The following is a 23650-nucleotide window of genomic DNA, read 5'->3' on the forward strand; positions in this document are numbered from 1 at the left end:
ACAGCGGCGACACGACGGACTGGAGGCGGTGCTCACCAGGTGAGCACCGCCTCCAGTCCGTCAAGTGATCCGGTCAGGACCGCTGGCGGCTCCTGCGGACACCGCTGCGGAGGCACAGGCCGAGGACCACGGCGAGGAGCGCCGCGACGGCCGCCGGACCAGCGCCCTCGGCGCCGGTGTACGCCAGCTCGTCCGCGTCCGGCGTCGTGGTGGCCTGACCGCTCCGGTCGTCGACCGGAGCGACGACGGCACCCGTCGTGGGCTCCGCAGCAGGAACCGTCGGCTCCGTCGGGTTCGTTGGGTCCGTCGTCGTCGGCGGCGTGACGACCGCGGTCGGGCTCACCTCGACGAGCATCGACGCGCTGACCGCTCCGACCGTCGCCGTGATCACGTGCGGCGAGGCGTGGTGGAACGTCACGGTCGCACCGTCGATCTCGTCCGATGCCACGCTGCTGGTGAGCGTCACGTCGCCGGGCGTCACGAGCTCGTTGCCGAAGGCGTCGGCACCGATCGCGTCGACCCGGATCGTCGATCCCTGTTCCGCCGTGACCGTACCGTCCTCGTTCCCCGTGCCGCGCGTGGTCAGCGTGAGCGCGTCGAGCTCGCCCGGGGCGACGTCGATCGTGACCGTGGAGACCGCGGGGAAGCCGACTCCGTTGGTCGCGGTGATCCGGACGACCCAGTGTCCGGCCTTCGTCGCCACACCGGTGATGTCGCCGGTCGCCGCGTCGAAGGTCAGCCCCGCGGGCAGGTCACCGTCGAAGGTCACGGTCGGTGCCGGGGACCCAGCGACGTCCACGTGGTAGCGGAACGGTTCGCCGGCCACGACCGTCGTCGGAAGGGTGCTCTCCGGGGTGGTGGTCGCGGGGATCCCGGCAACCGGCACGGTGCCGTCGGAGGTAACGGTGAGGGGCTCCCACCCGGAGAGGGTGCCGGTGACCTCGACGCTGACGACGTGGCCGAGGTCCGCCTCGACGGGGGTGTAGGTCCGGCTCGTCGCGCCGTCGACGGCGGTGCCGTCACTGAGCCAGCGGTAGGAGAGCTCGGTGCCCTCGACCCATCCGGTGCTGCGCGCGGTGAGCTCGGCACCGACCTGCGCGGTGCCGGTGGCCTCGATCATGGCCGAGGCGTGCTGCGTGCCGGCGATCACGGCGACGTCGGTGGCTGCGTCGACCGTGCGGTCGGTGTAGCCGTCGAGGTGCCCGGCCACCGTGACGCCGAGCACTGCGTCGACGTCGTCGGCCGTGGGCGTGTACGTGACGCCGGTCGCACCAACGATGGCGACGCCGTCGCGGGTCCACCGGCGGTCGAAGGACGTGCCCTCGAGCCAGCCGGTGTCCGTGACGGTGAGGGCGGTACCGACCGCAGGGTCGCCGTCGATGCCGACGGTACCGTGCTGCCGCCCCTCGCCCACCAGGGCCGGAGTGCTGGCGACGGAGTACCGGTCGTAGCCCTCGGCGGTGCCGGTCGCAACGACGTGCAGGGAGTGACCGGCCTGCGCGGCGGTCGGTGTGTAGCTCGCCGAGGTCGCGCCGGCGAGCGCCCGGTCGCCGTCGAACCACTGCAGCGCGACCTCGGCGCCGGCCGGCGTCCACCCGCTGGTCGTCGCCGTGATCGGCTCGGCGACCGTGGCAGCACCGGTCGCGACGGTGCCGGTCTGCGTGCCGGAGGTAGCGGCGACGGTGTCCGAGGTCGCGGTCGTCGCGGTGTACCCGCGCGAGGTGACCGAGGCGATGACGAAGACCTCGTGCCCGCCGATCGCGTCACGGCCGGTGACCGTGTACTGCTCGGTGGTCGCGCCGGGGATCTGGACGTTCGTGCTGTCGCGGTACCACTGGTAGCGCACCGCGGCGTCGGTGGGGACGACCGCGGGGAGCGACGCGGTGAGGACTGTACCGGCCTTCGCGGACGAGCCGACCGTGGCGTCTCGGGCATCGGCGATCCGGACGGTGCCCGGAGCGATCGTGCCGGAGCCGACGGTGCCGAGGTCTGCGGTCTTCGTGGCGGTGTGACGCCCGACGGCGTTCGCGGTCACGGTGACCTGCACGGCCTTGCCGAGGGCATCCGGGGTCGGCGTGTACGTCGCCGCGGTGCTCACCGGGGCGCCGTCGACAGTCCACGACCAGGTGAGGCTCGGGGCCGGGGTCCAGCCGTCCGAGCTCGCGGTCACGCTCTTGCCGACCGCCAGTTTGGCGTCATCGATCGTCAGCGAGCCGCCCGCGAAGTCGCCCATGGGTGTCGCGGTCGCAGTGGCGCTCCACAGCCCGGGGCCGCGGTCGGTGGTCGCCCGGACCCGGAAGTCGTACGCGGTGCCGTCCGTCAGGCCGGTGACCGTCGCGGTCGTCGCCGTGGTCGCGGCGGGCGCGCTCCACGAGCCGGAACCGTGCTCGGCGTACTCGGTCTCGTACCCGGTCACGGTGGTGTCCGCCGGCGGTGTCGGCGCGGTCCACGAGAGCGCGGCAGTACCGTCACCGGCAGTCGCGGTGAAGGTCCCGGGCGCCGGGATCGTCAAGACGTAGGTGCGGTAGTTGAAGGACTCGAAGCCGACGGAGCTGCGGCCGCCGGCGATCAGCCCCTCACCAGGGGCCGGAGCGTTGCTGGTGTAGACCGAGCCCTTGGGAAGCGCGAAGAAGTAGGTCGAGCCGGCCGTGACGGTCGGAGGCGTCGCGAAGGAGACCGTCTGCCAGCCCCCCGCTTGCGAGATGGTCCCGGTGGCGAGCGCCGTGCCCGTCGCCGATGAGCCCGCGTACACCGAGACGAGGCCGGTCACGTTGGTCGCGCCGTACGGCCACCAGTTGATGTCGGCGCCGGTGAGCTGACCGCTCCGGCTGGGGACGTAGACCTGGCCGGAGCCGGCCGGGAAACTGAGCCCGGACCACTGCTTCTCCGTCGCGCGGTCGATCGTGCCGGTGGCCGGAGCCGCCTGCGCGGCGGGGGCAGCGATCAAGGTGAGCGAGCCGACGAGGGCTGCGGCGAGCGCCGCTGCCGAGAGCCGGGCACGGCGACGAGGCCTCGCGGAGCGTGAGAGCACGGGGATCCTTCGGGTGGATGCGACCGATGCGGTCACGGTTGCGCTCACCGTACCGAGGGGAACTCGGGTTGCGCTTCCTCCCGTGTGGGGGCCAAGCAGGGCGATCAGCCGCCGTGCACGTTGCTTCGGCGGGTGCTCGGCTGGTGCGCTGGCCTGGAGGCGCGGCTTCGCTCCGACCGGCATGGGCACCGGCCCGGCTGGCGCGAACGACACTGAGGGCGCGGGGCGACGCCGCCTGCGTGAGCAGTTCTGGAACCCGCGCCGTCGCGCCCGCTGGATGCGTGCCTCCAGACCCGGACTGGAGGCGCGTCAGCGGCCCGCCCCGCCGGTCACGTCGGCGCCGCGTCACCCCGGCGCGTGACGACGCTCAGTTCCAGGGACCGTCCGCCGTGCCGAGGTGCTCTGCGCCGAGCGGAGTGACCGGCAGGGCAGCAAGGCTCGCGAGCCCCACCTGCAGGAGGGCCGCTCGTGAGGTCCCGACACGTCTGATCGCCACCATCCCCTCGATGACCGCACAGAAGTAGGTGCCGAGCGCCCCGGCGTCCGCATCCGCCTAGCCTGCCGTCTGCGCATCCACCCTGCACTCCGACCGTTGCGTTGCTCCGATCGGCCTCGCCGCCAGAGCCAGCGCACTCGACGAGGACCCTGGCCCGCGCGCTGCAGCGACCACGTTCAACCGCAAGCCGCTGGCCGAAGTCGCCGAGGCGCTCCGCCCACGAGCAGCTTCCTATGCCAGCGACACCTCATCCATGAGGGAGATCCATGCCCGCATAACATTCAGACCCTCGACGAGAAGCGTCAGTCCCTCACGGAGAGTGCGAATTGGTCCCCTGAGATCCCGGGAGGACTTCTCAAGAGGCTCAAGGGTCTCGACCATTGAACGAACTGCGCCCAGTCCAACTTCGGACTGCGCCACCATGTTTCGTACCGTAGCGAAAAATTCCTCGAAGTTGGCCTTCGATCCCGGCGTGGCTTCGACTTCCGCGGGGGCCCCTTGGATGATGATCCGGACTCCCTCATCTACGTCATGCAGCAAGGTGGCGAAGTGGTTGCCTTGCGCGCGAATTTCGCGAGCCGGTGACACAAGCCCTTCCGACAATTTACGCGCAACCGTCAGGCGCGCAGCAATACCAGACCCCTGCGCATTTTGCTTGTCAATGTCCCCAGCCGCCGCACTCATTGCTCGACCGATCTCCTCGATCGTTTGGCCAATCGAGAGAACGGTCTCAGTCAGGTCGGGTAAAGCTGTCTCCATCAATCCTAGCTTGTCGAGAGTGCCCGATTCGTCGAGTTGCGCCTCCGCCGACGCCGCGGCAGCGATAACCTCACCACTCGCCACTGCTTGATCTGCTGCGGCATTGGCGGCCACAAGCCGTTCCGCGAGGCCCGAAACTGCCCGCTTGTAATCTCCGGACTGGCGGTCCGCGAATCGAAGCGAAGTCCAATCAACCCACTGAAAGCGAGCAACCAAAGCCATGAGATCGTCGGTCTGTGGATCCTCGTGAAGTCCCGGAAAGTCCACATACAGAATCGGCAGTACAAGTTCTTTGACCCCTAACTTTTCCGCGTTTCTCGCGAAGAAGTTGAGCTCCCGCCGACATTCAGCACTCTTGAAGTAGCGCGGAGTGATTACCGGGATGAAGAAGGCAATCGACGAGAGACCATCATCTATCTTCGGGCGCCAGTCATCACCCCAGGTGAGGTTGTCGCGGTCGAGGAACAGATTGATTGCCTCGCCAGTGAGCATCTCGAACTGCGCAGCGACGTCGCGAGCAAGGTCGGCTATGCGCCCAGATTCTGCGTCGTCATCTACGTGGACATAAGACCAGAAACCATCTATCTGAGCCACGTCGAACTCTCTTTCTCTTGCTGGTCCGGAAGAGGCCGAAGCAAGTTCACGTTGAGGCTCAGAAGTCCCAGTCCTCGTCCTCGGTCTTCTCCGCCTTGCCGATGACGTACGACGACCCCGACCCCGAGAAGAAGTCGTGGTTCTCGTCCGCGTTCGGCGACAACGCCGACAGGATCGCCGGGTTCACGTCCGTCGTCTCCTTGGGGAACATCGGCTCGTAGCCCAGGTTCATCAGCGCCTTGTTGGCGTTGTAGTGCAGGAACTTCTTGACGTCCTCGGTCAGCCCGACACCGTCGTACAGGTCCTGCGTGTACTGCACCTCGTTCTCGTAGAGCTCGAACAGCAGGTTGAACGTGTAGTCCTTGATCTCCTGCTTGCGCTCTTCCGAGGCGCCCTCGAGGCCCTTCTGGAACTTGTACCCGATGTAGTACCCGTGCACGGCTTCGTCGCGGATGATCAGGCGGATCAGGTCAGCGGTGTTCGTGAGCTTCGCGCGCGAGGACCAGTACATCGGCAGGTAGAAGCCGGAGTAGAACAGGAACGACTCGAGCAGCGTCGAGGCGACCTTGCGCTTCAGGGGGTCGTCACCGGTGTAGTAGTCGAGGACGATCTGGGCCTTCTTCTGCAGGTTCACGTTCTCGGTGGACCAGCGGAAGGCGTCGTCGATCTCGGGCGTCGAGGCCAGCGTCGAGAAGATCGACGAGTAGCTCTTCGCGTGCACCGACTCCATGAACGCGATGTTCGTGTAGACGGCTTCTTCGTGCGGGGTGATCGCGTCGGGGATCAGGCTGATCGCGCCGACGGTGCCCTGGATGGTGTCGAGCAGCGTCAGGCCGGTGAAGACCCGCATGGTGAGCTGCTGCTCCTCGGGCGTCAGGGTGTTCCACGACTGCACGTCGTTCGACAGCGGCACCTTCTCGGGCAGCCAGAAGTTGTTGACCAGCCGGTTCCAGACCTCGACGTCCTTGTCGTCCAGGATGCGGTTCCAGTTGATGGCACTGACCGCGCTGATCAGCGGGATGGACTTGCCCGTGGCGTGGACCGGGTCGGTGAGGGTCATGGCTTTCTTCCGGGTGGTGGTGGTGGACAGAACGATCGAACGGACTGGAGGCGCGGGGCGGGGCCCGCCCCGCGCCTCCAGGAAGAGAGCAACAGCTCTACAGCATGCAGCTGACGCAGCCCTCGACCTCGGTGCCCTCGAGGGCGAGCTGGCGCAGACGGATGTAGTAGATCGTCTTGATGCCCTTGCGCCATGCGTAGATCTGCGCCTTGTTGATGTCGCGCGTGGTGGCGGTGTCCTTGAAGAACAGCGTCAGGGACAGGCCCTGGTCCACGTGCTGCGTCGCCGCGGCGTACGTGTCGATGATCTTCTCCGGGCCGATCTCGTACGCGTCTTGGTAGTAGTCCAGGTTGTCGTTCGTCATGAACGGCGCCGGGTAGTAGACGCGGCCGAGCTTGCCTTCCTTGCGGATCTCGATCTTCGACGCGATCGGGTGGATCGACGACGTCGAGTGGTTGATGTACGAGATCGAACCGGTCGGCGGGACGGCCTGCAGGTTCTGGTTGTAGATGCCGTGCTCCTGGATGGACGCCTTCAGCGCCTTCCAGTCGTCCTGCGTCGGGATCGTGATGTTCGCGTTGTCGAACAGCGAGGCGACGCGCTGGGTGGCCGGCGTCCACGCCTGGTCGGTGTACTTGTCGAAGAACTCTCCCGACGCGTACTTCGAGTCGCGGAAGCCGTCGAAGGTCTCCCCCGTCTCGATCGCGATGTTGTTCGAGGCGCGCAGGGCGTGGAACAGCACCGTGTAGAAGTAGATGTTCGTGAAGTCGATGCCTTCTTCGGAGCCGTAGTAGACGCGCTCACGAGCCAGGTAGCCGTGCAGGTTCATCTGGCCGAGACCGATGGCGTGCGACTTGTCGTTGCCGTCCTCGACGCTCCGCACCGAGGTGATGTGCGACATCTGCGAGACCGAGGTCAGGCCGCGGATGGCCGTCTCGATGGTCTTGCCGAAGTCCGGCGAGTCCATGGTCAGCGCGATGTTCAGCGAGCCCAGGTTGCAGGAGATGTCCTTGCCGATCTCCTTGTAGGACAGGTCCTCGTTGAAGGTCGTCGGGGTGTTGACCTGCAGGATCTCCGAGCACAGGTTGGACATGTTGATCCGACCCTTGATCGGGTTGGCCTTGTTCACCGTGTCCTCGAACACGATGTACGGGTAGCCCGACTCGAACTGGATCTCGGCGATGGTCGTGAAGAAGTCACGCGCCTTGATCTTCGTCTTCTTGATGCGCGAGTCGTCGACCATCGCGCGGTAGTTCTCGGAGATCGGGACGTCACCGAAGGGGACGCCGTAGACCTTCTCGACGTCGTACGGCGAGAACAGGTACATGTCCTCGTTGTTCTTCGCGAGCTCGAACGTGATGTCCGGCACGACGACGCCGAGCGACAGCGTCTTGATGCGGATCTTCTCGTCGGCGTTCTCGCGCTTGGTGTCGAGGAACTTCATGATGTCCGGGTGGTGCGCCGACAGGTAGACGGCACCGGCACCCTGACGCGCACCGAGCTGGTTCGCGTACGAGAAGGAGTCTTCCAGCAGCTTCATCACGGGGATGATGCCCGACGACTGGTTCTCGATCTGCTTGATCGGGGCGCCGGCCTCGCGGATGTTCGACAGCAGCAGGGCCACGCCGCCGCCGCGCTTCGAGAGCTGCAGCGAGGAGTTGATGCCGCGCGAGATCGACTCCATGTTGTCCTCGATGCGGAGGAGGAAGCAGGAGACGAGCTCGCCGCGCTGGGCCTTCGCCGTGTTGAGGAACGTGGGGGTCGCGGGCTGGAAGCGGCCGGCGATGATCTCTTCGACCAGGTCGATCGCGAGCTGCTCGTTGCCCTGGGCCAGGCCGAGGGCGGTCATGACGACGCGGTCCTCGAAGCGCTCCAGGTACCGCTTGCCGTCGAACGTCTTGAGCGTGTAGCTCGTGTAGTACTTGAACGCACCGAGGAACGTCTGGAACCGGAACTTCTTCGAGTACGCCAGGTCGTTGAGCTGCTGGATGAAGTCCAGCGAGTACATGTCGATCGTCTCGCGCTCGTAGTACTCGTTGTCGACCAGGTAGTCGAGCCGCTCCTTCAGGTTGTGGAAGAAGACGGTGTTCTGGTTGACGTGCTGCAGGAAGAACTGCTTGGCCGCCTCACGATCCTTGTCGAACTGGATGTTCCCGTCCGCGTCGTAGAGGTTGAGCATCGCGTTGAGGGAGTGGTAGTCCATCCCCGTCTGCGGCGACGTCAGATCGACGTCTGCAACTGCTGCGTCCAAAATGCATCCAATCCTGAGTTGACCGCCGACACGTCGTCAGGGGTCCCGAAGAGTTCGAATCGATAGAGAAGGGGGACGTTGCACTTGCGTGCGATGACGTCCCCTGCCAGGCCGTAGGCCTCGCCGAAGTTCGTGTTGCCGCCCACGACCACGCCGCGGATGAGCGAGCGGTTGTGCGCGTCGTTGAGGAACTTGATGACCTGCTTGGGCACGGCCCCCTCGCCGTTGCCGCCACCGTAGGTGGGCAGCACCAGGACGTAGGGCTCGTCGACGTGCAGGAAGGGCTCACTCGGGTAGAGCGGGATCCGGTCCGCGTCGCGGCCGAGCTTCTCGACGAAGCGTGCGGTGTACCCGGACACGCTCGAGAAGTAGACCAATCGGCTCATGGTGCGCTCCTCTGGAAAGGTGCGGACGGACGGACCGGGGCGACCTGGCGGAGGCGGGTCGCGCCTCCAGGCCGGCGGTGGGTGGTGCGGGTCCGACGGGACCCGCACCGACTCACGCGAGTTCGGCGCTGAGCGTCGCGATCTTGTCGGGACGGAAGCCCGACCAGTGGTCGTCGTCGGTCACGACGACGGGGGCCTGCATGTAGCCCAGGCTCTTGACGTGCTCGAGCGCTGCCTCGTCGGTGGAGACGTCGTGCACTTCGTACTCGATGCCCTTGTTGTCGAGGGCCCGGTACGTCGCGGTGCACTGGACGCAGGACGGCTTGGTGTAGACGGTGACAGCCATGTTTTCCCCTGGTTTCTGGGCCCGTTCGGGGTCCGAAGTTCGTGTGCGGTGCTGAGGACGACGCTACTACATGTTGTGCCCGACGAACCGTCGGACCACTAGAGGAAGTGTTACACCCCTGTAGTTCTCCACAACCCGATCCACAGTGTGGACATTCCGCGAAGCCCGGTTTTCCGCCACTCTCGCATCGGCCACCGACACTCTCCACGTGTTGTGGAGGCACTCCTCCACAAGTGTGGAAACCGACCGTTCGGCGTGTCGCGGAAGCACCCTCCCCCGGACGGGTGACAGCCCGATCCGTCCGGTCCGTACACTCGTCTCGTGAGTACGTACGGCCCCCTCCTGAAGACCCCCGGCGTGGGTCGAGTCATCGCTGCACAGCTCACCGCGCGGTTCCCGTTCGGGATGCTGTCGCTGGCCTACCTGCTGCACGTCGAGCACGTCTTCGACTCGTACGGCGCCGCCGGTCTCGTGCTCGCGACGACGAGCATCGGCCAGGCGATCGCGGGTCCGCTCACCAGCCGCTGGATGGGCAGCTGGGGCATGCGCCCGGTCCTGGTGCTGACGAGCATCGTCGCGCTGCTCAGCATGGCCGTCATCGCCTTCTCCACCATGCCCCTGTGGGCGTACGTGGTGGTCGGGTTCCTGGGCGGCCTGGCGGTGCCGCCCGTGCAGCCGGCGGTGCGCACCATCTACCCCAAGATGGTGACGTCGTCGCAGCTCACACCCCTGTTCTCGCTCGACGCCAGCGCGCAGGAGCTCATCTGGGTCGCCGGTCCGGTCATCACCACGTTCGTCGCGACGCAGATCGGCACGGTCGAGGCGATCGTCGTCGCCATGGTCTTCCTGGTGATCGGCGGCGTGTGGTTCATCGCCTCGCCCGAGCTCGGCCGCGTCCGCATCCCCCGGTCGAAGCGGGCGTTCGGCGTCGTGCTCAAGCGCCCCTCGGTCGTCGTCGCCACCCTGACCGGCCTGCTGCTCATCGGCGCCTGCTCCGCGGTCGAGGCGAGCGTGACGAGCGTCTTCGGCGAGGGCAGCCCGAACGCCGGCATCGTGCTGGCCGTGTTCGCGGTCGGGTCGCTCGTCGGCGGCCTGGCGTTCGGACACCGGCCGATCTCGCGCAACACGCTCTGGACGCGCATGGCCGTCGTCTTCGTCGGCCTCACGCTGGCCCTCGGCGGCACCAACTTCTGGTGGCTCTGCCTGGCCCTCGTCATCGCGGGTGTGGGCATCGCGCCGGCCCTCGCGGTGATGTTCGGGTCGGTGTCGGCGACGGTCAAGTTCTCCGACACCGCCGAGGCCTACGGCTGGATGGGCACCGGTCAGCTGATCGGCGCGGCGGGTGGTTCCGCGGTCGCGGGCTTCCTGATCGACAGCAACGGCCCGGTCGGCGGCTTCACCGTCGGCGCGGTCATGGCCGGCCTCGGCGTGGTGCTGCCCCTGGCAATGCGGAGCTGGCTCCCCGACCTGCGCGGTCGTGACGCGAGCCCCCTGCCCGACACCGAGCCGGTCACCCTCCCCACCTGAGGCACGCCCTCCGGTCCGCGGTGCCGCGCGACGTGTCGGCGTGCCGCCGGGTCGCGCGCGGTCCGGCGCGTGGCGCGACGATGTCGACGTCGTACGACACCGACTTCGTCGCACCGACCGCACAACCCGTCCCTCCACAGCCCGTCAGGCGGCTCACGTCCTCCACGGACGGCCTGGAGGCCCGGCGCACCCCCGCCGGACACGGGCAGGATGGGTGCATGGTCACTCCAGTCTCCCTCCGCGACGGGCGGTCGATCCCCGCGATCGGCTTCGGCGTCTACAAGGTCGACGACGCCGGAGCCGAGACGGCCGTCGGTCTCGCGCTCGACGCCGGCTACCGACACGTCGACACCGCCGAGATGTACGGCAACGAGACCGGCGTCGGCAACGCGATCCGGGCCTCCGGGCTGGACCGCGACGACGTCTTCGTGACGACGAAGGTGTGGAACGACCACCAGGGGCGCGACGCGACCCTGCGCGCGTTCGACGGCAGCCTGCAGCGGTTGGGGCTCGACGCCGTCGACCTCTACCTGATCCACTGGCCGGCGGCGGCGAACGACCGCTACGTCGAGACCTGGCAGACCCTGGTCGAGCTGCGCGAGTCGGGCCGGGCTCGGAGCATCGGTGTCTCGAACTTCCAGGTGCCGCACCTGCAGCGGCTCATCGACGAGACCGGCGAGGTCCCGGCGCTCAACCAGGTCGAACGGCACCCCTGGCTGCCCCAGCACGAGCTCATCGCCTTCCACCGCGAGCACGACATCGCGACCGGAGCCTGGTCACCGCTCGGGCGTGGACGCCTGGTCGACGACCCCGTGCTGACCGGCATCGCGGATGCGCACGGGGTGAGCGTGGCGCAGGTGCTCGTGCGCTGGAACGTGCAACAGGGCGTCGTGGTGCTGCCGAAGTCGGTGACGCCGTCGCGGATCCGGTCCAACCTCGACGTGCAGGGGTTCACGCTCTCCGACGACGAACTGGCGGCGATCGCGACGCTCGAGTCCGGGCAGCGGACGGGCTCGCACCCCGACTCGGTGTCGTAGCGGCGGGGTACGTGCCGTCCAGCAGCTCCGGCGACCGGCCCGTACTGTCGAGGGGTGATCGATCCTCAGCAGACCGCCCGTGAGCATCTCCGACCCGACGAGCAGCTGTACTGGGCGGGTACCGGTGATCCCGCGAAGCTCTTCACGGGCCGCGACGGGTTCCTCGTGCCGTTCTCACTGCTCTGGACCGGATTCGTCCTGACCTCGCTGGTCCAGATACCGCTGAGTGGCGCCCCGGTCCCGGTCGTGATCATCCCGCTGGCCCTGTCGCTCGTCGGCCTGCACCTCGTGTTCGGCCGCTTCTTCGTCAAGGTGCACCGCAAGCGCACGACGGTCTATGCCGTGACGTCCCGCCGGGCCATGATCATCACGCGCCGCGGCTCCCGCGATGTCCCCGTCGAACGCACCGATCGCACGATCACGTGGACCAGGGGCCGGCGCCACTGTTCGGTGGAGTGGAACTCCGGAGAAGCACGCGGTGCGACGGGGTTCCTCGGGGGCGGTGCGACTGGCCGCATCTACGCGAACACCGGGCTCGACGGATTGTTCGGCCAGCAGGTGTTCGCGTTCTGGGACGTCCGCGACGGCGAGGAACTCGTGCGAGCCCTCGACCGCGCGGCGCACTAGGCGGGTCAGGCCCGGCGGTCCTCCTCGGACTGCCACGGCAGGTGCAGGTCGCCGGGCGCGGGCTCGACGTCACCCGCGTCGTCCGCGCCGCCGGTCCCGGGGGCCGCGATGACCTTCGACGGGTCGATGCCGTCCTCGCGCAGGTCGGCGTCGTCACGCTGCTGCGTCTGGGACGCGTCCATCTCGCGCTCGCTCGACGGGCTGTACGCGGTGTCGGCGGCACGTTGCTCGCGCTCGCTCACCCCGTCGACGTCGTCGCTGTGTGCGGCGTCGCGGAGTGCGTCGGTGCGGGCGCGGTCGTCGGACGGCTCGGGGCCGCGGACGTCGGGGATGTTGTCGCTCATGGTGTGTCCTCCTGCACCGGACGGTAGTCCTGCGTCCCGGGGAACGAGTCGGACACGGTTGCGTCACGACGCTCGCTGGCGATCGGTGCCCCCGCTACGATCGCGGCGAGGGGGAACGATGGCACACACACGCACCGCGACGACTGCGGTGATCGGCTCGGCACTGGTGGGACTGCTGCTGAGCGGCTGCACGGCGTTCGGCGGGGACGACACGATCCCGGCGCCGACGCGACAGTCGAGCCAGCGCACGGCTGAGCCCGCCCCCGCTCCGACCGCCACGACCCGCCCCGTCGCGGTCGAGCAGGCCGTGCCCGCCGGCACGGTCGCCGCCGAGACCGACGTCGTCTCGCCGAGCGGTGACACGTCCCTGCACGTGCGGATCGTGGCGAACGACCGCGGGACCTTCGACGCGCAGCTGTCCGACTACCGCACGACCAACCCGCAGCAGATGAGCGTGGAGTTCCGACACCGGCACGCGAGCCCACTCGACGGCGCCGATGCAGTCGCGCGCGACGTGCGGGAGTGGACCGCCGCGAGTGGCCCGCCGCGGTCCTTCACCATGACCGAGTCCGGTGGGCGCCCGGACTACCTGCGCAGCGTGGTGCTGGTCCCGACCTCCGTGCCCGACGAGGACCCGGCGGAACGCCCGTGGGTCGGCTCCGTCCTGGCCGCCGCGGACCTCGAGTGGAACCTGCCGGACCCGTACCCCGACATGCGGGTGACCGTCGGCAAGGACCGGCCGGGCGCGTACGGCACGGTCGCCGACGTCGAGGGTCGGCCGGCCGACTACCGGGTGGCGCACGGCGACGAGCTGTCCACCGTCGCCGAGCGCTTCGGCATCACGCAGGAGCAGGTCCTCTGGCTCAACCCGTACGCGGACCCCCGCGACGACGACTGGCTGCTCGAGGGCAGCCTCCTCAACATCGATCCGGTGCGCCGCTGATGCCGGCGAGACGGACCCTGGCATCGGCGGCGATCGGGTCGGCGTTGGTGGGGCTGCTGCTGGCGGGGTGCTCGGCGTCGAGCGACGAGGCCGTCCCGGCCCCGACCCGGCAGACGTCGGTCGACGGCGCCGGACGGACCTCGGGCACGAGCCCGGCGCCCACCGGCGAACAGGCGCAGACGCCGCAGGTCCTGCCCGTCGGCGCGGTCGCCGCGGAGACCGACGTCGTGTCGGCGGACGGCGGCACCCGCATGCACGTCCGGGTCGTCGCGAACCGTCAGGGCACGTTCGACGCCGAACTGTCCGGCTACCGGACCACGACCGACGAGTGGCTCCGCCTCGAGTTCCGCCGCAGCGACGCTGACGGCGGCGGCGACAGCAGCGGCTACGTCGCCGGGGTCGCCCGGTGAGACCCCGCGACCAGCGCACCGGCCTCGGTCGGGCTGTCCGAGGCGGGCCCCACCCCCGATTACCTGCACAGCGTCGCGCTCGTGCCGTCGTCGGACGACGGGGACGCCGGTCTCACCGGCGACGTCCCGGTCCTCGCGGTCGCACCGCTTCGCTGGACGATCCCGGACCCCTACCCTGCGCTGCGTGTCGTCGTGGGCGAGGCTCGACCGGGGGCCCACGGCTGGGTGCACGACCGCGACGGCGTCCCGGTCTCGTACCAGGTCGCGACCGACGATGCGCAGGCGACGGTGGCCGATCGCCTCGGTCTGACGGTGGCGCAGCTCCGGTGGCTCAACCCGACGCTGCCGACGGACGCGGGCGCGCAACTCATCACGGACACCGACCTCAACCTGGACCCCGACGCGCGCTGAACCGCAGCGGACGCTGGAGCCCGAGCCGTCGGTGCGGTCCGTTACGGTGGACCAGCACCACCGCGCACCCGGCACCACCAGGAGGTCCCACCGTGACGATCGTCGCCGCAGCAGACGGCTCAGCCCTCGGCAACCCCGGCCCCGCCGGCTGGGCCTGGTACGTCGACGACGACCGCTGGGCCGCAGGCGGTTGGCCCCGCGCGACGAACAACATCGGCGAGCTCACCGCCGTGCTGCAGCTGCTCCGTGCCACGAAGGACTCCGGCGAACCGCTGCACATCCTGTGCGACAGCCAGTACGCCATCAAGGCCTGCACCGAGTGGCTGGCCGGCTGGAAGCGCAAGAACTGGCGCAAGGCCGACGGCAAGCCCGTGCTCAACGTCGAGATCATCAAGGAGCTCGACGCCGAGCTCCAGGGCCGCAAGGTCACGTTCGAGTGGGTGCGCGGCCACGTCGGCCACGAGATGAACGAGGCCGCGGACGTCCGCGCCCGCGGTGCTGCGACCGCCTTCCAGAACGGTACCGAGGTTCCGCACGGTCCGGGCTGGCCCGGCGTGGAGGTCCCCGAGCCGCAGGCCCTGCCCGAGGCGACCCCGCCCGCGACGCTCTTCTGACGAACGGGGCGAGGAGCCCCGTCGCGGCTCAGTAGGTGCCGTCGCGGCGGTCCTGCTGGGTGATCTGCTCCCCCGACGCCGGGTCGACGCCGGTGCGGGTGGTCGTCGTGGTGCGTCGACCGCCGAACGCGACGGCCAGGCTGATGATGAGCAGCACGACACCGGCGGCCATCAGGATGTAGCCGATCAGGCGGAGGTCGATGCCGGCGAGCTGGATGTTCAGCGCGAAGGCGACGATCGCGCCGATGACGATCAGGGCGATGCTGGATCCGATGCGCATGACGCAGTCCTCTCGGGTGGGGGTGGTGCCGGAGACGGTACACGTCCGCCGACACCCGCGCCGCAGCGTCCCCGGGCCCCGAGCCGAGGCCCGACGCCCGACGCCCGACGCCCCTCAGTCCACGTCCACCTCTGCCCAGCCGTCGAACCGCCCGATCTCGGTGACCCGCACGACGGCCTCGCCGACCTCGTCCGACGCGTCGAGGTCGATCGTCGCCGAGAACCCGAAGTCCTTGTCGCCCTCCGGGTCGGCGAAGATCTGCCGAGCCTTCCACACCCGGGGTGAGGCGGTGGCACCGGCCTCGTCCACCACCAGGTACTGCATCGAGCGCGCGTCGGCATCGGTGCCGATGGTGTCGTGCTCCTCGTAGTACTCCTCGAGCACGGCGTCCCACGCGGAGCGGTCGAACCCGGCGGTCGCGTCGAGCTCCCCGAGCCCGTCGATGTCGTCGGCGGCGGCGAGCAGCACCCGCTGGAACAGGGCGTTGCGCACGAGCACCCGGAAGGCCCGCGGGTTGCCGGTGAGCCGGGCGGGCTGCGGCGGGGCGATCTCCTCGTGCTCCTCGGACGCCAGCAGCACGTCACCGTTGAGCAGCGCCTCCCACTCGTCGACGAGCGACGAGTCCGTCTGCCGCACGACCTCGCCGAGCCACTCGATCAGGTCGTCGAGCTCCTGGGTCCGCTGCTCCTCGGTGATGGTCTGCCGCATGGTGCGGTAGGCGTCCGACAGGTACCGCAGGACGAGCCCCTCGGACCGGGTGAGCTGGTAGAAGCGCACGAAGTCGCCGAAGGTCATCGCCCGTTCGTACATGTCGCGCACGACGGCCTTGGGCGAGAGCGTGAAGTCGAGGACCCACGGCTGTTCCGCCGCGTAGGCCTCGTACGCCGCCTCCAGCAGCTCGGACAGCGGGCGAGGCCAGGTGACCTCCTCGAGCAGCTCCATCCGCTCCTCGTACTCGATGCCCTCCTGCTTCATGCGGGCGACCGCCTCGCCGCGCTCCTTGAACTGCTGCTGCGACAGGATCGCCCGCGGGTCGTCGAGCGTGGCCTCGACGACGGACACCATGTCCAGCGCGTAGGTGGGAGACGACGGGTCGAGCAGCTCGAACGCGGCGAGGGCGAAGGGTGACAGCGGCTGGTTGAGCGCGAAGTTCGGCGCGACGTCGACCGTCAGGCGGTAGGCACCGTCGACCTTCTCGATCACTCGCGCGTTGATGAGCGTCCGGGCGATGACGAGCGCGCGCCGGGCCATGGCGAGCTGACGGGACCGGGGCTCGTGGTTGTCGTAGACCAGTGCCCGGACGTCCTCGAACGCGTCGCCACCGCGGGCCACCACCGACAGCACCATCGCGTGCGTGATGCGCATGCGCGACACCATCGGCTCGGGCTCGGCGGCGATCAGGCGCTCGAACGACGCCTGACCCCAGGACACGAAGCCCTCCGGTGCCTTCTTCCGCTTGATCTTGTTCTTCTTCTTCGGGTCGTCCCCGGCCTTGGCGACGGCCCGCGCGTTCTCGATGTCGTGCTCGGGTGCCTCGGCGACGACGTCACCCTCGGTGTCGTACCCGGCGCGTCCGGCACGACCGGCGATCTGGTGGAACTCACGGGCGGACAGCTGCCGCATCTTCGTGCCGTCGAACTTCGTCAGCCCGGTGAACAGCACCGACCGGATCGGCACGTTGATGCCGACGCCCAGGGTGTCGGTGCCGCAGATCACGGGCAGCAGACCGCGCTGGGCGAGCTGCTCGACGAGCCGTCGGTACTTCGGCAGCATGCCGGCGTGGTGCACGCCGATGCCGGCGCGGATGAGTCGTGACAGCGTCTGCCCGAACCCGGCGCTGAAGCGGAAGCCCGCGATCGCTTCCGCGATCTGGTCCCGACGCGCGCGATCAGCGACGCGAGCCGACATGAGCGACTGCGCCCGCTCCAGGGCCGCGGCCTGGGCGAAGTGCACGATGTAGATCGGCGCCTTGCCCTCCTCGAGCAGCCGTTCGACGGTCTCCTGCACGGGCGTCATCACGTAGTCGTACTCGAGCGGCACCGGTCGCGAGACCCCGGTGACGCGGGCGGTCGGTCGCCCGGTCCGGCGGGACAGGTCGTCGGCGATGGTGGTGACGTCGCCCAGGGTGGCGGACATCAGCAGGAACTGCGCGCGCTCGAGCACGAGCAGCGGCACCTGCCACGCCCAGCCGCGGTCGGGATCGCCGTAGAAGTGGAACTCGTCCATCACCACGACGTCGACGTCGGCGTCCGGGCCCTGGCGGAGGGCCAGGTTGGCCAGGATCTCGGCGGTGCAGCAGACGATCGGGGCGTCGGCGTTCACGCTCGAGTCGCCGGTGACCATGCCGACGTTCTGCGCGCCGAACAGGTCGACGAGCTGGAAGAACTTCTCGGACACCAGCGCCTTGATCGGCGCCGTGTAGTAGCTCCGCTTGCCCTCGGCGAGTGCGGCGAAGTGCGCGCCGGCCGCCACGAGCGACTTCCCGGTGCCGGTCGGGGTGCTCAGCACGACGTTGGCGCCGGACACGAGTTCGATGACCGCTTCGTCCTGCGCCGGGTACAGCGGCCGGCCGCCCTCGGCGGCCCACGCCGCGAAGGCCTCGTAGACCTCGTCGGGGTCGACGACGCCGTCCACCGCCGCCGGGATCGCGGCGACGAGCGGGGGCACGGTGGTGGCGTCGGTCATGTGCCCATCCTCCCAGGTGCGCACGTGTCGGACTGGGCCCACGCCGCCGGTTCCGGTCCGACGCGCCAGCGGCGGACCGGCCGTGCCGGTGGGGAGAGGCCCGGGGCGGCGTCGCCACGGGCCTCCCGTTCGCCACGTCACGGACCCGAGCGCATTTCGATACGTGCGCATAGACTCGCGTCATGCGCGAACTCGGCTTCCTCTCCTTCGTCCCGAACCACGGTGGCACCGCCGGCGCCGCCGGCGCCCTGGAGGACGGGCTGCGCCTGTTCGAGACCGCCGAGTCGCTCGGCTACGGCACGGGGTGGGTGCGCGGACGGCACTTCGAGCCGTACCTGACGAGCCCGATGACGTTCTTCGCGGCCGCCGCCCAGCGCACGAGCACGATCGGGTTCGGCACCGCGGTGCTCGGCATGCGGTACGAGGACCCGGTGCGCCTGGCCGAGGACGCCAGCACGGCCGACCTGCTCAGCGGCGGTCGGGTGCAGCTCGGCATCAGCACGGGCATCGCCGGGTACGGCCCCATCCTCGACCCGGTGTTCGGCACCGTCGACCGCAGCTTCCGCGACGAGGCCGAGGCCCGCGCCGCCCGCCTGCTCGAGGTCCTGCAGGGCGACCCCCTCGGCAGTGCCGGCGCGGGCTACGAGAGCATCCCCGCCGGTGCCGACCTGACCCTGCAGCCGCTCAGCCCGGGCCTGCGCGACCGCGTCTGGTGGGGCGGCGGCAGCATGGGCACGGCGGTCCGCACGGCCGAGAAGGGCCTGCTGCTGCACTGCTCGACCCTGAACACCGAGGACACCGGAGCCCCGTTCGCCCAGGCACAGGCCGACCAGATCGCCGCGTACCGGGAGCGCTTCGCCGAGCTCCACCCGCAGCGCGAGTCCAAGGTCGCCGTCGGCCGGATCGTCGTCCCGCTGCTCGACGACCACGACCGTGCGGTGCACGAGGAGTTCCTGACCGGGTACGCGTCCGGCATGGACGACGAGGGGCGCCCGCTGTCCGGCACGCCGCCGTTCCGGTTCAGCAAGGTGGTGTCCGGCGAGCCGGCGGCGATCGTCGACGCCCTGCTCGCCGACCCGGCGGTGACCGCGACCGACGAACTCGTCATCACCCTGCCGGCGAACGGCGACCGGGCGGCACACGAGCGGATCCTGCGCATCGTCGCCGAAGCGGTCGCGCCGGCGCTGCAGGCCTGACCCTCCGCGGACACGGGGCACCCGGCAGGACCGTGCCGAGCTGGTGAGGCTCACGAGTCCTGCCGGGTGACCATCTCGTCCCTGATCCGCACGAGATGGTCCGCCCATCGTTCCACCTCGACGACGTTTTGTCACAGGCAGCCGCGCGTTCGGGACGAACAACATGATCAAAGGTCACGCGTTCCGTCCACCGTGGAGAAAGTCACTCCCGATGCTCCGGCGATCGGGGGCGGAACGACGAATGCGCCCCCGCGCGGACGCGGGGACGCATTCTGGACGCACCGGGGTGGCCGGGGCAACAACGGCCGGATCAGGAGACCGAGTCGCTCACCCGGCGACCCCATGGTCGGTGCGGGCGCCGTCGGTAACCAGCCGACTGGCGCAGGACGATGTTACTGAATGAAACCGAGCGTTGCGCGGAAACCGGACGAACGCGTCACTCCAGTTCGAGGGTCGTCGTGCCGGCCTCGTCGGCGACCGACGCGCCGACGTGCAGCGTGAAGGTGCCGGGCTCGTACCGCCACGAGCCGTCCCAGTGCGCGAACGCCCGGGCCGGGACCTCGATCGACACCTCGGTCGACTCCCCCGCGGCCAGGCGCACCGGGGCGAACCCGACGAGCCAGCGGACCGGACGGTCCACGGCCGACTCCGCGCGCGAGGCGTAGACCTGCACGACGTGCTTGCCGGCCCGGTCCCCGGTGTTCGCGACGGTCGCGGTGACGATGACGGCATCACCCTCGCGCACCGTCGGCGTCGCGGTGACGCCCTCGATCGACCAGGTCGTGTAGCCGAGGCCGTGCCCGAACGGGTACGCCGGCTCGGTCCCGGCACGGAGCCACGCCCGGTACCCGATGTGCACACCCTCGTCGTACGACACCTTGCCGTCCGTAGGGGTGACGTCGAGCACGGGGACGTCGGCCATCGCGACCGGCCACGTGGTCGGCAGGCGCCCACCCGGCTCGCGCGCTCCGGTGAGCACGTCGGCGACGGCGTTGCCGTACTCCTGGCCGCCGAACCACGTGAGGAGCACCGCGGCGACGTCGTTCCGCCACGGCATCTCCACCGGTGATCCGGCGTTCACGACCACGACCGTGTTCGGGTTCACGGCGGCGACGGCGCGGACCAGGTCGTCCTGGTGGCCGGGCAGCGCGAGCGAGGACCGGTCGTACCCCTCGGACTCCACCTTGCTGTTCGTGCCGACGACCACCACGGCGACGTCCGCGCCGGTGGCGGTGCGGACGGCCTCCTCGATGAGGACCGCCGGGTCCTCGTCGCTCGGCTCCGTGCCGAACTGGTAGGCCAGCACGCCGCCGAGTGCCTCGTCCTGGACGACGTCGTACTCGATCCGGACAGCGACCTGCTGACCGGCCTCCACGGACACCGGCACCGAGCGTGCCGGCGGGTTGAGGAACGCGGCGCCGAGCTGGTCGCCCTCGTACGGTACGTCCTCGTCGAGGACGAGCTCGTCGTCGATCCACATGCGCGAGCGGCCGGCGGCACCGATGCCGATCCGGACGGTGCCGGTCGACTCCGCCGTGTAGGTCGTCGTGATGTCGAGCCGGTCGGCCTCGCGGGTCGGGGCGTCGCCGCCGAACCAGAACAGCGCGGTGGCACGACGGTCCTCGACGTACAGCTCCTCGCCGCCCTTGACGAACGCCACCCGGGCACCGGGCTCCCCCGTCGCCGGGTTCGTGATCGTCGACAGCGGGAACTCGGCGATGCCCTCCTGCACGACCGCGCCGATCGCGTACTCGACGGTCGCGTCGGGGAACGCCGAACGGATGCCGTCGAGCGGCGACACCACGTGCGACGGCACCACGGTGGCCGAGCCGCCGCCCTGCGAACGCGCCTGGTCGGCGTTGTGGCCGATGACCGCGATGCGCGCGGCCCCGGGGGCCTCGAGCGGCAGGACACCGGTGTTGCGCACGAGCACGACACCCTCGGCCTCGGCCTCGCGGACGAAGGCCACACCGTCCTCGACGTGCACGGGCTGCGCGGCGACGGGCTCGAAGCCCTCGAGCGCACCCACCCGGGCGGCGAGCGTCAGGATCCGACGCACCTTCCGGTCGATCGCGTCCATCGGCACGTCGCCGGCCTGCACGGCGGCGAGCAGCGGACCCTCACTCCACCACAGGTTCGGTCCGGGCATCGCGACGTCCTGCGACGCCTTCGCCGAGTCCACCGAGCGCACGCCCGTCCAGTCCGACACGACGATCCCGTCGAAGCCCCACTCCGAGCTGAGCGGGGTCTCGAGCAGGTCGTGCTCCGACGCGGTCACGCCGTTGATCGCGTTGTACGAGGACATGATCGCCCACGCGTGCGCCTCGGTCACGGCCTTCTCGAACGCGAGCAGGTACAGCTCACGCAGTGCCCGGTCGGACACCTCGGTCGACGCGGTGAAGCGGTCGGTCTCGTAGTCGTTCGCGATGTAGTGCTTCGGCGTCGCGGCGACACCGTTCTCCTGCACACCCTCGACGTACGACGCAGCGAGGTCGCCGGTCAGCACCGGGTCCTCGCTGAACGCCTCGAAGTGTCGGCCACCCAGCGGCGAGCGGTGCAGGTTGATGGTCGGGCCGAGCACGACGTCGACGCCCTTCCGACGGGCCTCCACCGCGGCGGCGGCGCCGTAGCGCTTCGCGATCGCACGGTCCCACGATGCCGACAGAGCGGTGGCGGACGGCAGGTTCAGCGACGGATCGCGCTCGTCCCACACCTCGCCACGGACGCCGGAGGGGCCGTCGGACATGAGGATGCGACGCAGCCCGATCTTCTCGATCGGCCAGGTCGTCCAGAAGTCGCGCCCGGTCAGCAGCTGGACCTTCTCGTCGGTGGTCAGCTGGTCCAGCAGCGCGTCGATGCGCTCGGTCAGCGGCGTCGCCGCCGCACTGGAGGCAGTGCTCGCGTCGTTCACGGTGGTCACGTGGTCGGTCCTCTCGTCCAGAGCCGAAGCCGGGTCGCCGACGCACCGTGCGCATGCGCCCTCGTCGGCGACGTCCTCACGGTAACACTGAAAACCTAACCTGGGTCGGTTTCTCTCAGCACATCGGGAGCGGTACTCTCTCGCCATGACACGACGGGGTTCGTACGCGAAGGGCATCGCGAAGCGTGGGGAGATCCTCACGGTCGCCCTCGACCTCGTCGCCGCACGGGGCTTCCGGCGCACGAGCATCAAGGACATCGCCGACGCCGTCGGGCTCACCCAGGCCGGCCTGCTGCACTACTTCGACTCCAAGGACGACCTCTGGGTCGAGATCCTCCGCCGCCGCGACGAGGTCGACCTCGCCCACGACTGGGGGATCTCGGCGGCCGACCCCGGCGCGTTCCTGGCCGCCATCGTCCGGCACAACACCGAGGTCCCCGGCCTGGTGCAGATGTTCGTGAACCTGTCGGCCGCCGCCGCGACGGACCCCGAGCACCCCGCGCACGAGTACTTCCGCGAGCGCTACGAACGCAGCCGCGGGGACTTCACGCGGGACTTCCGGGTCATGCAGCAGGACGGTCGTCTGCGTCCCGACGTCGATCCGGAGCAGCTGGCGAGCGTGCTCCTGGCGATCTCCGACGGCATGCAGATCCAGTGGCTCTACGACACGTCGCGCGACATGGCCGAGCACGTCGAGCTCGTCGCCCGGCTCGCCATCGCCCAGGCGGCCCCGACCCCCATCTCCTGAGCCCGACCGCCGGGGCCTGCCGCCGCGGGGTACGGACAGGGCCTGGTCGGGTCAGGCCGACCGGGGCAGGATGGTCGGTGCCCGCCAGGGTGTGTTCCGACGACGATGTGGAGTGACGCGATGACGCGTGTAGTGGTGACCGGTGGCAGCGGCAAGCTCGGACGAGCGGTGGTGCGCGACCTCGATGCCCACGGGTACGACGTGGTCCTGCTCGACCGGGTCCCCTCGCCCGACAAGCCCGAGCGGGTGCCCTTCGTCCGGATCGACCTGACCGATCACGGTCAGGTCCTCAACGCCCTGCTCGGCATCGACGACCGGTACGACTCTGTCGACGCGGTCGTGCACCTGGCCGCGGTGCCGGCTCCCGGGCAGGTCCCCGACGTCGCGCTCATCACGAACAACGTGACCTCGTCGATCAACGTCTTCCACGCGGCGCGTGCCGCGAAGATCAAGAACGTCGTGTGGGCGTCGAGCGAGACGCTGCTCGGCATCCCGATGGGCGAGCACCACCCGCCGTACCTGCCGGTGGACGAGGAGTTCGCCGTCCGCCCGCAGTCGTCGTACTCGCTCGGCAAGGCCCTCGAAGAAGAGATGGCCCGGCACTTCACGCGCTGGGACCCGGAGCTGAAGATGATCGGCCTGCGGTTCTCGAACGTCATGGACGAGACCGACTACCCCGCGTTCCCGTGGGACGCCACCCCGGAGGCGAAGACCTTCAACCTGTGGTCGTACATCGACTCCCGCGACGGCGCCCAGGCGGTCCGCAAGTCGCTCGAGGCGGACCTGACCGGCTTCGAGGCGTTCGTCATCGCGAGCCCCGACACCGTGATGGACACCCCGACCATCGAGCTCGTCGAGCGCTACGTGCCGGACATCGAGCGTCGTGCGGACATCGACGGCGTCAGCTCGCTGCTGTCGTCGGAGAAGGCCCGTGAGCTCCTCGGGTACGCCCCCGAGCACAGCTGGCGCGACCACCGCGCCTGAG

General features: G+C 69.5%; 20 protein-coding genes. 10 read left to right on the forward strand and 10 right to left on the reverse strand.

Annotation, left to right across the window (positions count from 1 at the left end):
* Positions 1 to 73: 73 nt before the first annotated feature.
* From LEL83_RS09300 to nrdH, 6 genes are all read right to left on the reverse strand, one after another.
* Entirely contained in the window at positions 74 to 3031 is a 2958-nt protein-coding gene (locus LEL83_RS09300; protein WP_225558606.1) for a fibronectin type III domain-containing protein, read from the reverse strand.
* Positions 3032 to 3758: 727 nt separating this feature from the next.
* Entirely contained in the window at positions 3759 to 4880 is a 1122-nt protein-coding gene (locus LEL83_RS09305; protein ID WP_225558607.1) for a toll/interleukin-1 receptor domain-containing protein, read from the reverse strand.
* A 58-nt stretch (positions 4881 to 4938) separates the two neighbouring features.
* Positions 4939 to 5940: a class 1b ribonucleoside-diphosphate reductase subunit beta gene (gene nrdF / locus LEL83_RS09310; protein WP_225558608.1), complete on the reverse strand. Its 1002-nt coding sequence runs from the start codon at positions 5938 to 5940 to the stop codon at positions 4939 to 4941.
* A gap of 97 nt (positions 5941 to 6037) precedes the next feature.
* Positions 6038 to 8143: a class 1b ribonucleoside-diphosphate reductase subunit alpha gene (gene nrdE / locus LEL83_RS09315; protein ID WP_225558609.1), complete on the reverse strand. Its 2106-nt coding sequence runs from the start codon at positions 8141 to 8143 to the stop codon at positions 6038 to 6040.
* Between the two features lie 17 nt (positions 8144 to 8160).
* Positions 8161 to 8577, reverse strand: a complete 417-nt coding sequence (nrdI, locus tag LEL83_RS09320; protein WP_132100952.1) for a class Ib ribonucleoside-diphosphate reductase assembly flavoprotein NrdI — start codon at positions 8575 to 8577, stop codon at positions 8161 to 8163.
* A 112-nt stretch (positions 8578 to 8689) separates the two neighbouring features.
* Positions 8690 to 8923 carry a glutaredoxin-like protein NrdH gene (gene nrdH, locus LEL83_RS09325; protein ID WP_017886897.1) on the reverse strand — a complete coding sequence of 78 codons (234 nt, stop codon included), beginning with the start codon at positions 8921 to 8923 and terminating at the stop codon, positions 8690 to 8692.
* Between the two features lie 321 nt (positions 8924 to 9244).
* Here nrdH and LEL83_RS09330 point away from each other — a divergent pair, with 321 nt between their 5' ends.
* The 3 genes from LEL83_RS09330 to LEL83_RS09340 all read left to right on the forward strand — a co-directional run bounded on the left by LEL83_RS09330 (position 9245) and on the right by LEL83_RS09340 (position 12114).
* Positions 9245 to 10450, forward strand: a complete 1206-nt coding sequence (locus LEL83_RS09330; RefSeq protein ID WP_225558610.1) for an MFS transporter — start codon at positions 9245 to 9247, stop codon at positions 10448 to 10450.
* Positions 10451 to 10668: 218 nt separating this feature from the next.
* Complete coding sequence (locus LEL83_RS09335; protein ID WP_225558611.1) at positions 10669 to 11487, forward strand: aldo/keto reductase; 819 nt, start codon at positions 10669 to 10671, stop codon at positions 11485 to 11487.
* A gap of 54 nt (positions 11488 to 11541) precedes the next feature.
* Complete coding sequence (locus tag LEL83_RS09340) at positions 11542 to 12114, forward strand: hypothetical protein (protein WP_225558612.1); 573 nt, start codon at positions 11542 to 11544, stop codon at positions 12112 to 12114.
* Positions 12115 to 12119: 5 nt separating this feature from the next.
* Here the strand turns inward: LEL83_RS09340 and LEL83_RS09345 are convergent, their stop codons facing one another.
* On the reverse strand, positions 12120 to 12458 hold the full coding sequence (locus tag LEL83_RS09345; protein WP_225558613.1) for a hypothetical protein: 339 nt from the start codon (positions 12456 to 12458) through the stop codon (positions 12120 to 12122).
* Between the two features lie 118 nt (positions 12459 to 12576).
* Between LEL83_RS09345 and LEL83_RS09350 the strand changes: the two genes are divergently transcribed.
* From LEL83_RS09350 to LEL83_RS09365, 4 genes are all read left to right on the forward strand, one after another.
* The gene (locus tag LEL83_RS09350) at positions 12577 to 13401 is read left to right on the forward strand and encodes a LysM peptidoglycan-binding domain-containing protein (RefSeq protein WP_225558614.1); all 825 of its coding nucleotides are present in this window, start codon (positions 12577 to 12579) and stop codon (positions 13399 to 13401) included.
* Positions 13401 to 13811, forward strand: coding sequence for a hypothetical protein (locus LEL83_RS09355; protein WP_225558615.1), 411 nt, complete (start codon positions 13401 to 13403; stop codon positions 13809 to 13811). Before LEL83_RS09350 ends, LEL83_RS09355 begins: the two co-directional genes overlap by 1 nt.
* An 81-nt stretch (positions 13812 to 13892) precedes the next feature.
* The gene (locus LEL83_RS09360) at positions 13893 to 14222 is read left to right on the forward strand and encodes a hypothetical protein (protein WP_225558616.1); all 330 of its coding nucleotides are present in this window, start codon (positions 13893 to 13895) and stop codon (positions 14220 to 14222) included.
* A 92-nt stretch (positions 14223 to 14314) separates the two neighbouring features.
* On the forward strand, positions 14315 to 14836 hold the full coding sequence (locus LEL83_RS09365) for a ribonuclease H family protein (RefSeq protein WP_198656761.1): 522 nt from the start codon (positions 14315 to 14317) through the stop codon (positions 14834 to 14836).
* Positions 14837 to 14864: 28 nt separating this feature from the next.
* On the opposite strand, the gene LEL83_RS09370 is transcribed toward LEL83_RS09365, so the two are convergent.
* Both LEL83_RS09370 and LEL83_RS09375 read right to left on the reverse strand, forming a co-directional pair.
* Complete coding sequence (locus LEL83_RS09370) at positions 14865 to 15116, reverse strand: DUF6458 family protein (RefSeq protein WP_182064916.1); 252 nt, start codon at positions 15114 to 15116, stop codon at positions 14865 to 14867.
* A 114-nt stretch (positions 15117 to 15230) separates the two neighbouring features.
* Positions 15231 to 17801: a DEAD/DEAH box helicase gene (locus LEL83_RS09375; protein ID WP_225558617.1), complete on the reverse strand. Its 2571-nt coding sequence runs from the start codon at positions 17799 to 17801 to the stop codon at positions 15231 to 15233.
* 182 nt (positions 17802 to 17983) lie between these two features.
* Here LEL83_RS09375 and LEL83_RS09380 point away from each other — a divergent pair, with 182 nt between their 5' ends.
* The gene (locus tag LEL83_RS09380; protein WP_225558618.1) at positions 17984 to 18997 is read left to right on the forward strand and encodes an LLM class flavin-dependent oxidoreductase; all 1014 of its coding nucleotides are present in this window, start codon (positions 17984 to 17986) and stop codon (positions 18995 to 18997) included.
* Positions 18998 to 19433: 436 nt separating this feature from the next.
* Here the strand turns inward: LEL83_RS09380 and LEL83_RS09385 are convergent, their stop codons facing one another.
* Positions 19434 to 21917 (reverse strand): beta-glucosidase, encoded by a 2484-nt coding sequence (locus LEL83_RS09385; protein WP_225558619.1) that lies wholly within the window; start codon positions 21915 to 21917, stop codon positions 19434 to 19436.
* Between the two features lie 145 nt (positions 21918 to 22062).
* Between LEL83_RS09385 and LEL83_RS09390 the strand changes: the two genes are divergently transcribed.
* Positions 22063 to 22665, forward strand: a complete 603-nt coding sequence (locus tag LEL83_RS09390; RefSeq protein ID WP_225558620.1) for a TetR/AcrR family transcriptional regulator — start codon at positions 22063 to 22065, stop codon at positions 22663 to 22665.
* Between the two features lie 120 nt (positions 22666 to 22785).
* Positions 22786 to 23649, forward strand: a complete 864-nt coding sequence (locus LEL83_RS09395) for an NAD-dependent epimerase/dehydratase family protein (RefSeq protein ID WP_225558621.1) — start codon at positions 22786 to 22788, stop codon at positions 23647 to 23649.
* Position 23650 lies beyond the last annotated feature (1 nt).

Source organism: Curtobacterium oceanosedimentum (assembly GCF_020297365.1).
Lineage (GTDB): Bacteria > Actinomycetota > Actinomycetes > Actinomycetales > Microbacteriaceae > Curtobacterium.

Coding starts and splice junctions, on each gene's coding strand:
- nrdF (WP_225558608.1), bottom strand. CDS start 5,940: ATGACCCTCACCGACCCGGTCCACGCCACGGGCAAGTCCATCCCGCTG.
- nrdE (WP_225558609.1), bottom strand. CDS start 8,143: ATGGACTACCACTCCCTCAACGCGATGCTCAACCTCTACGACGCGGAC.
- nrdI (WP_132100952.1), bottom strand. CDS start 8,577: ATGAGCCGATTGGTCTACTTCTCGAGCGTGTCCGGGTACACCGCACGC.
- nrdH (WP_017886897.1), bottom strand. CDS start 8,923: ATGGCTGTCACCGTCTACACCAAGCCGTCCTGCGTCCAGTGCACCGCG.
- LEL83_RS09335 (WP_225558611.1), top strand. CDS start 10,669: ATGGTCACTCCAGTCTCCCTCCGCGACGGGCGGTCGATCCCCGCGATC.
- LEL83_RS09345 (WP_225558613.1), bottom strand. CDS start 12,458: ATGAGCGACAACATCCCCGACGTCCGCGGCCCCGAGCCGTCCGACGAC.
- LEL83_RS09350 (WP_225558614.1), top strand. CDS start 12,577: ATGGCACACACACGCACCGCGACGACTGCGGTGATCGGCTCGGCACTG.
- LEL83_RS09355 (WP_225558615.1), top strand. CDS start 13,401: ATGCCGGCGAGACGGACCCTGGCATCGGCGGCGATCGGGTCGGCGTTG.
- LEL83_RS09370 (WP_182064916.1), bottom strand. CDS start 15,116: ATGCGCATCGGATCCAGCATCGCCCTGATCGTCATCGGCGCGATCGTC.
- LEL83_RS09375 (WP_225558617.1), bottom strand. CDS start 17,801: ATGACCGACGCCACCACCGTGCCCCCGCTCGTCGCCGCGATCCCGGCG.
- LEL83_RS09380 (WP_225558618.1), top strand. CDS start 17,984: ATGCGCGAACTCGGCTTCCTCTCCTTCGTCCCGAACCACGGTGGCACC.
- LEL83_RS09390 (WP_225558620.1), top strand. CDS start 22,063: ATGACACGACGGGGTTCGTACGCGAAGGGCATCGCGAAGCGTGGGGAG.
- LEL83_RS09395 (WP_225558621.1), top strand. CDS start 22,786: ATGACGCGTGTAGTGGTGACCGGTGGCAGCGGCAAGCTCGGACGAGCG.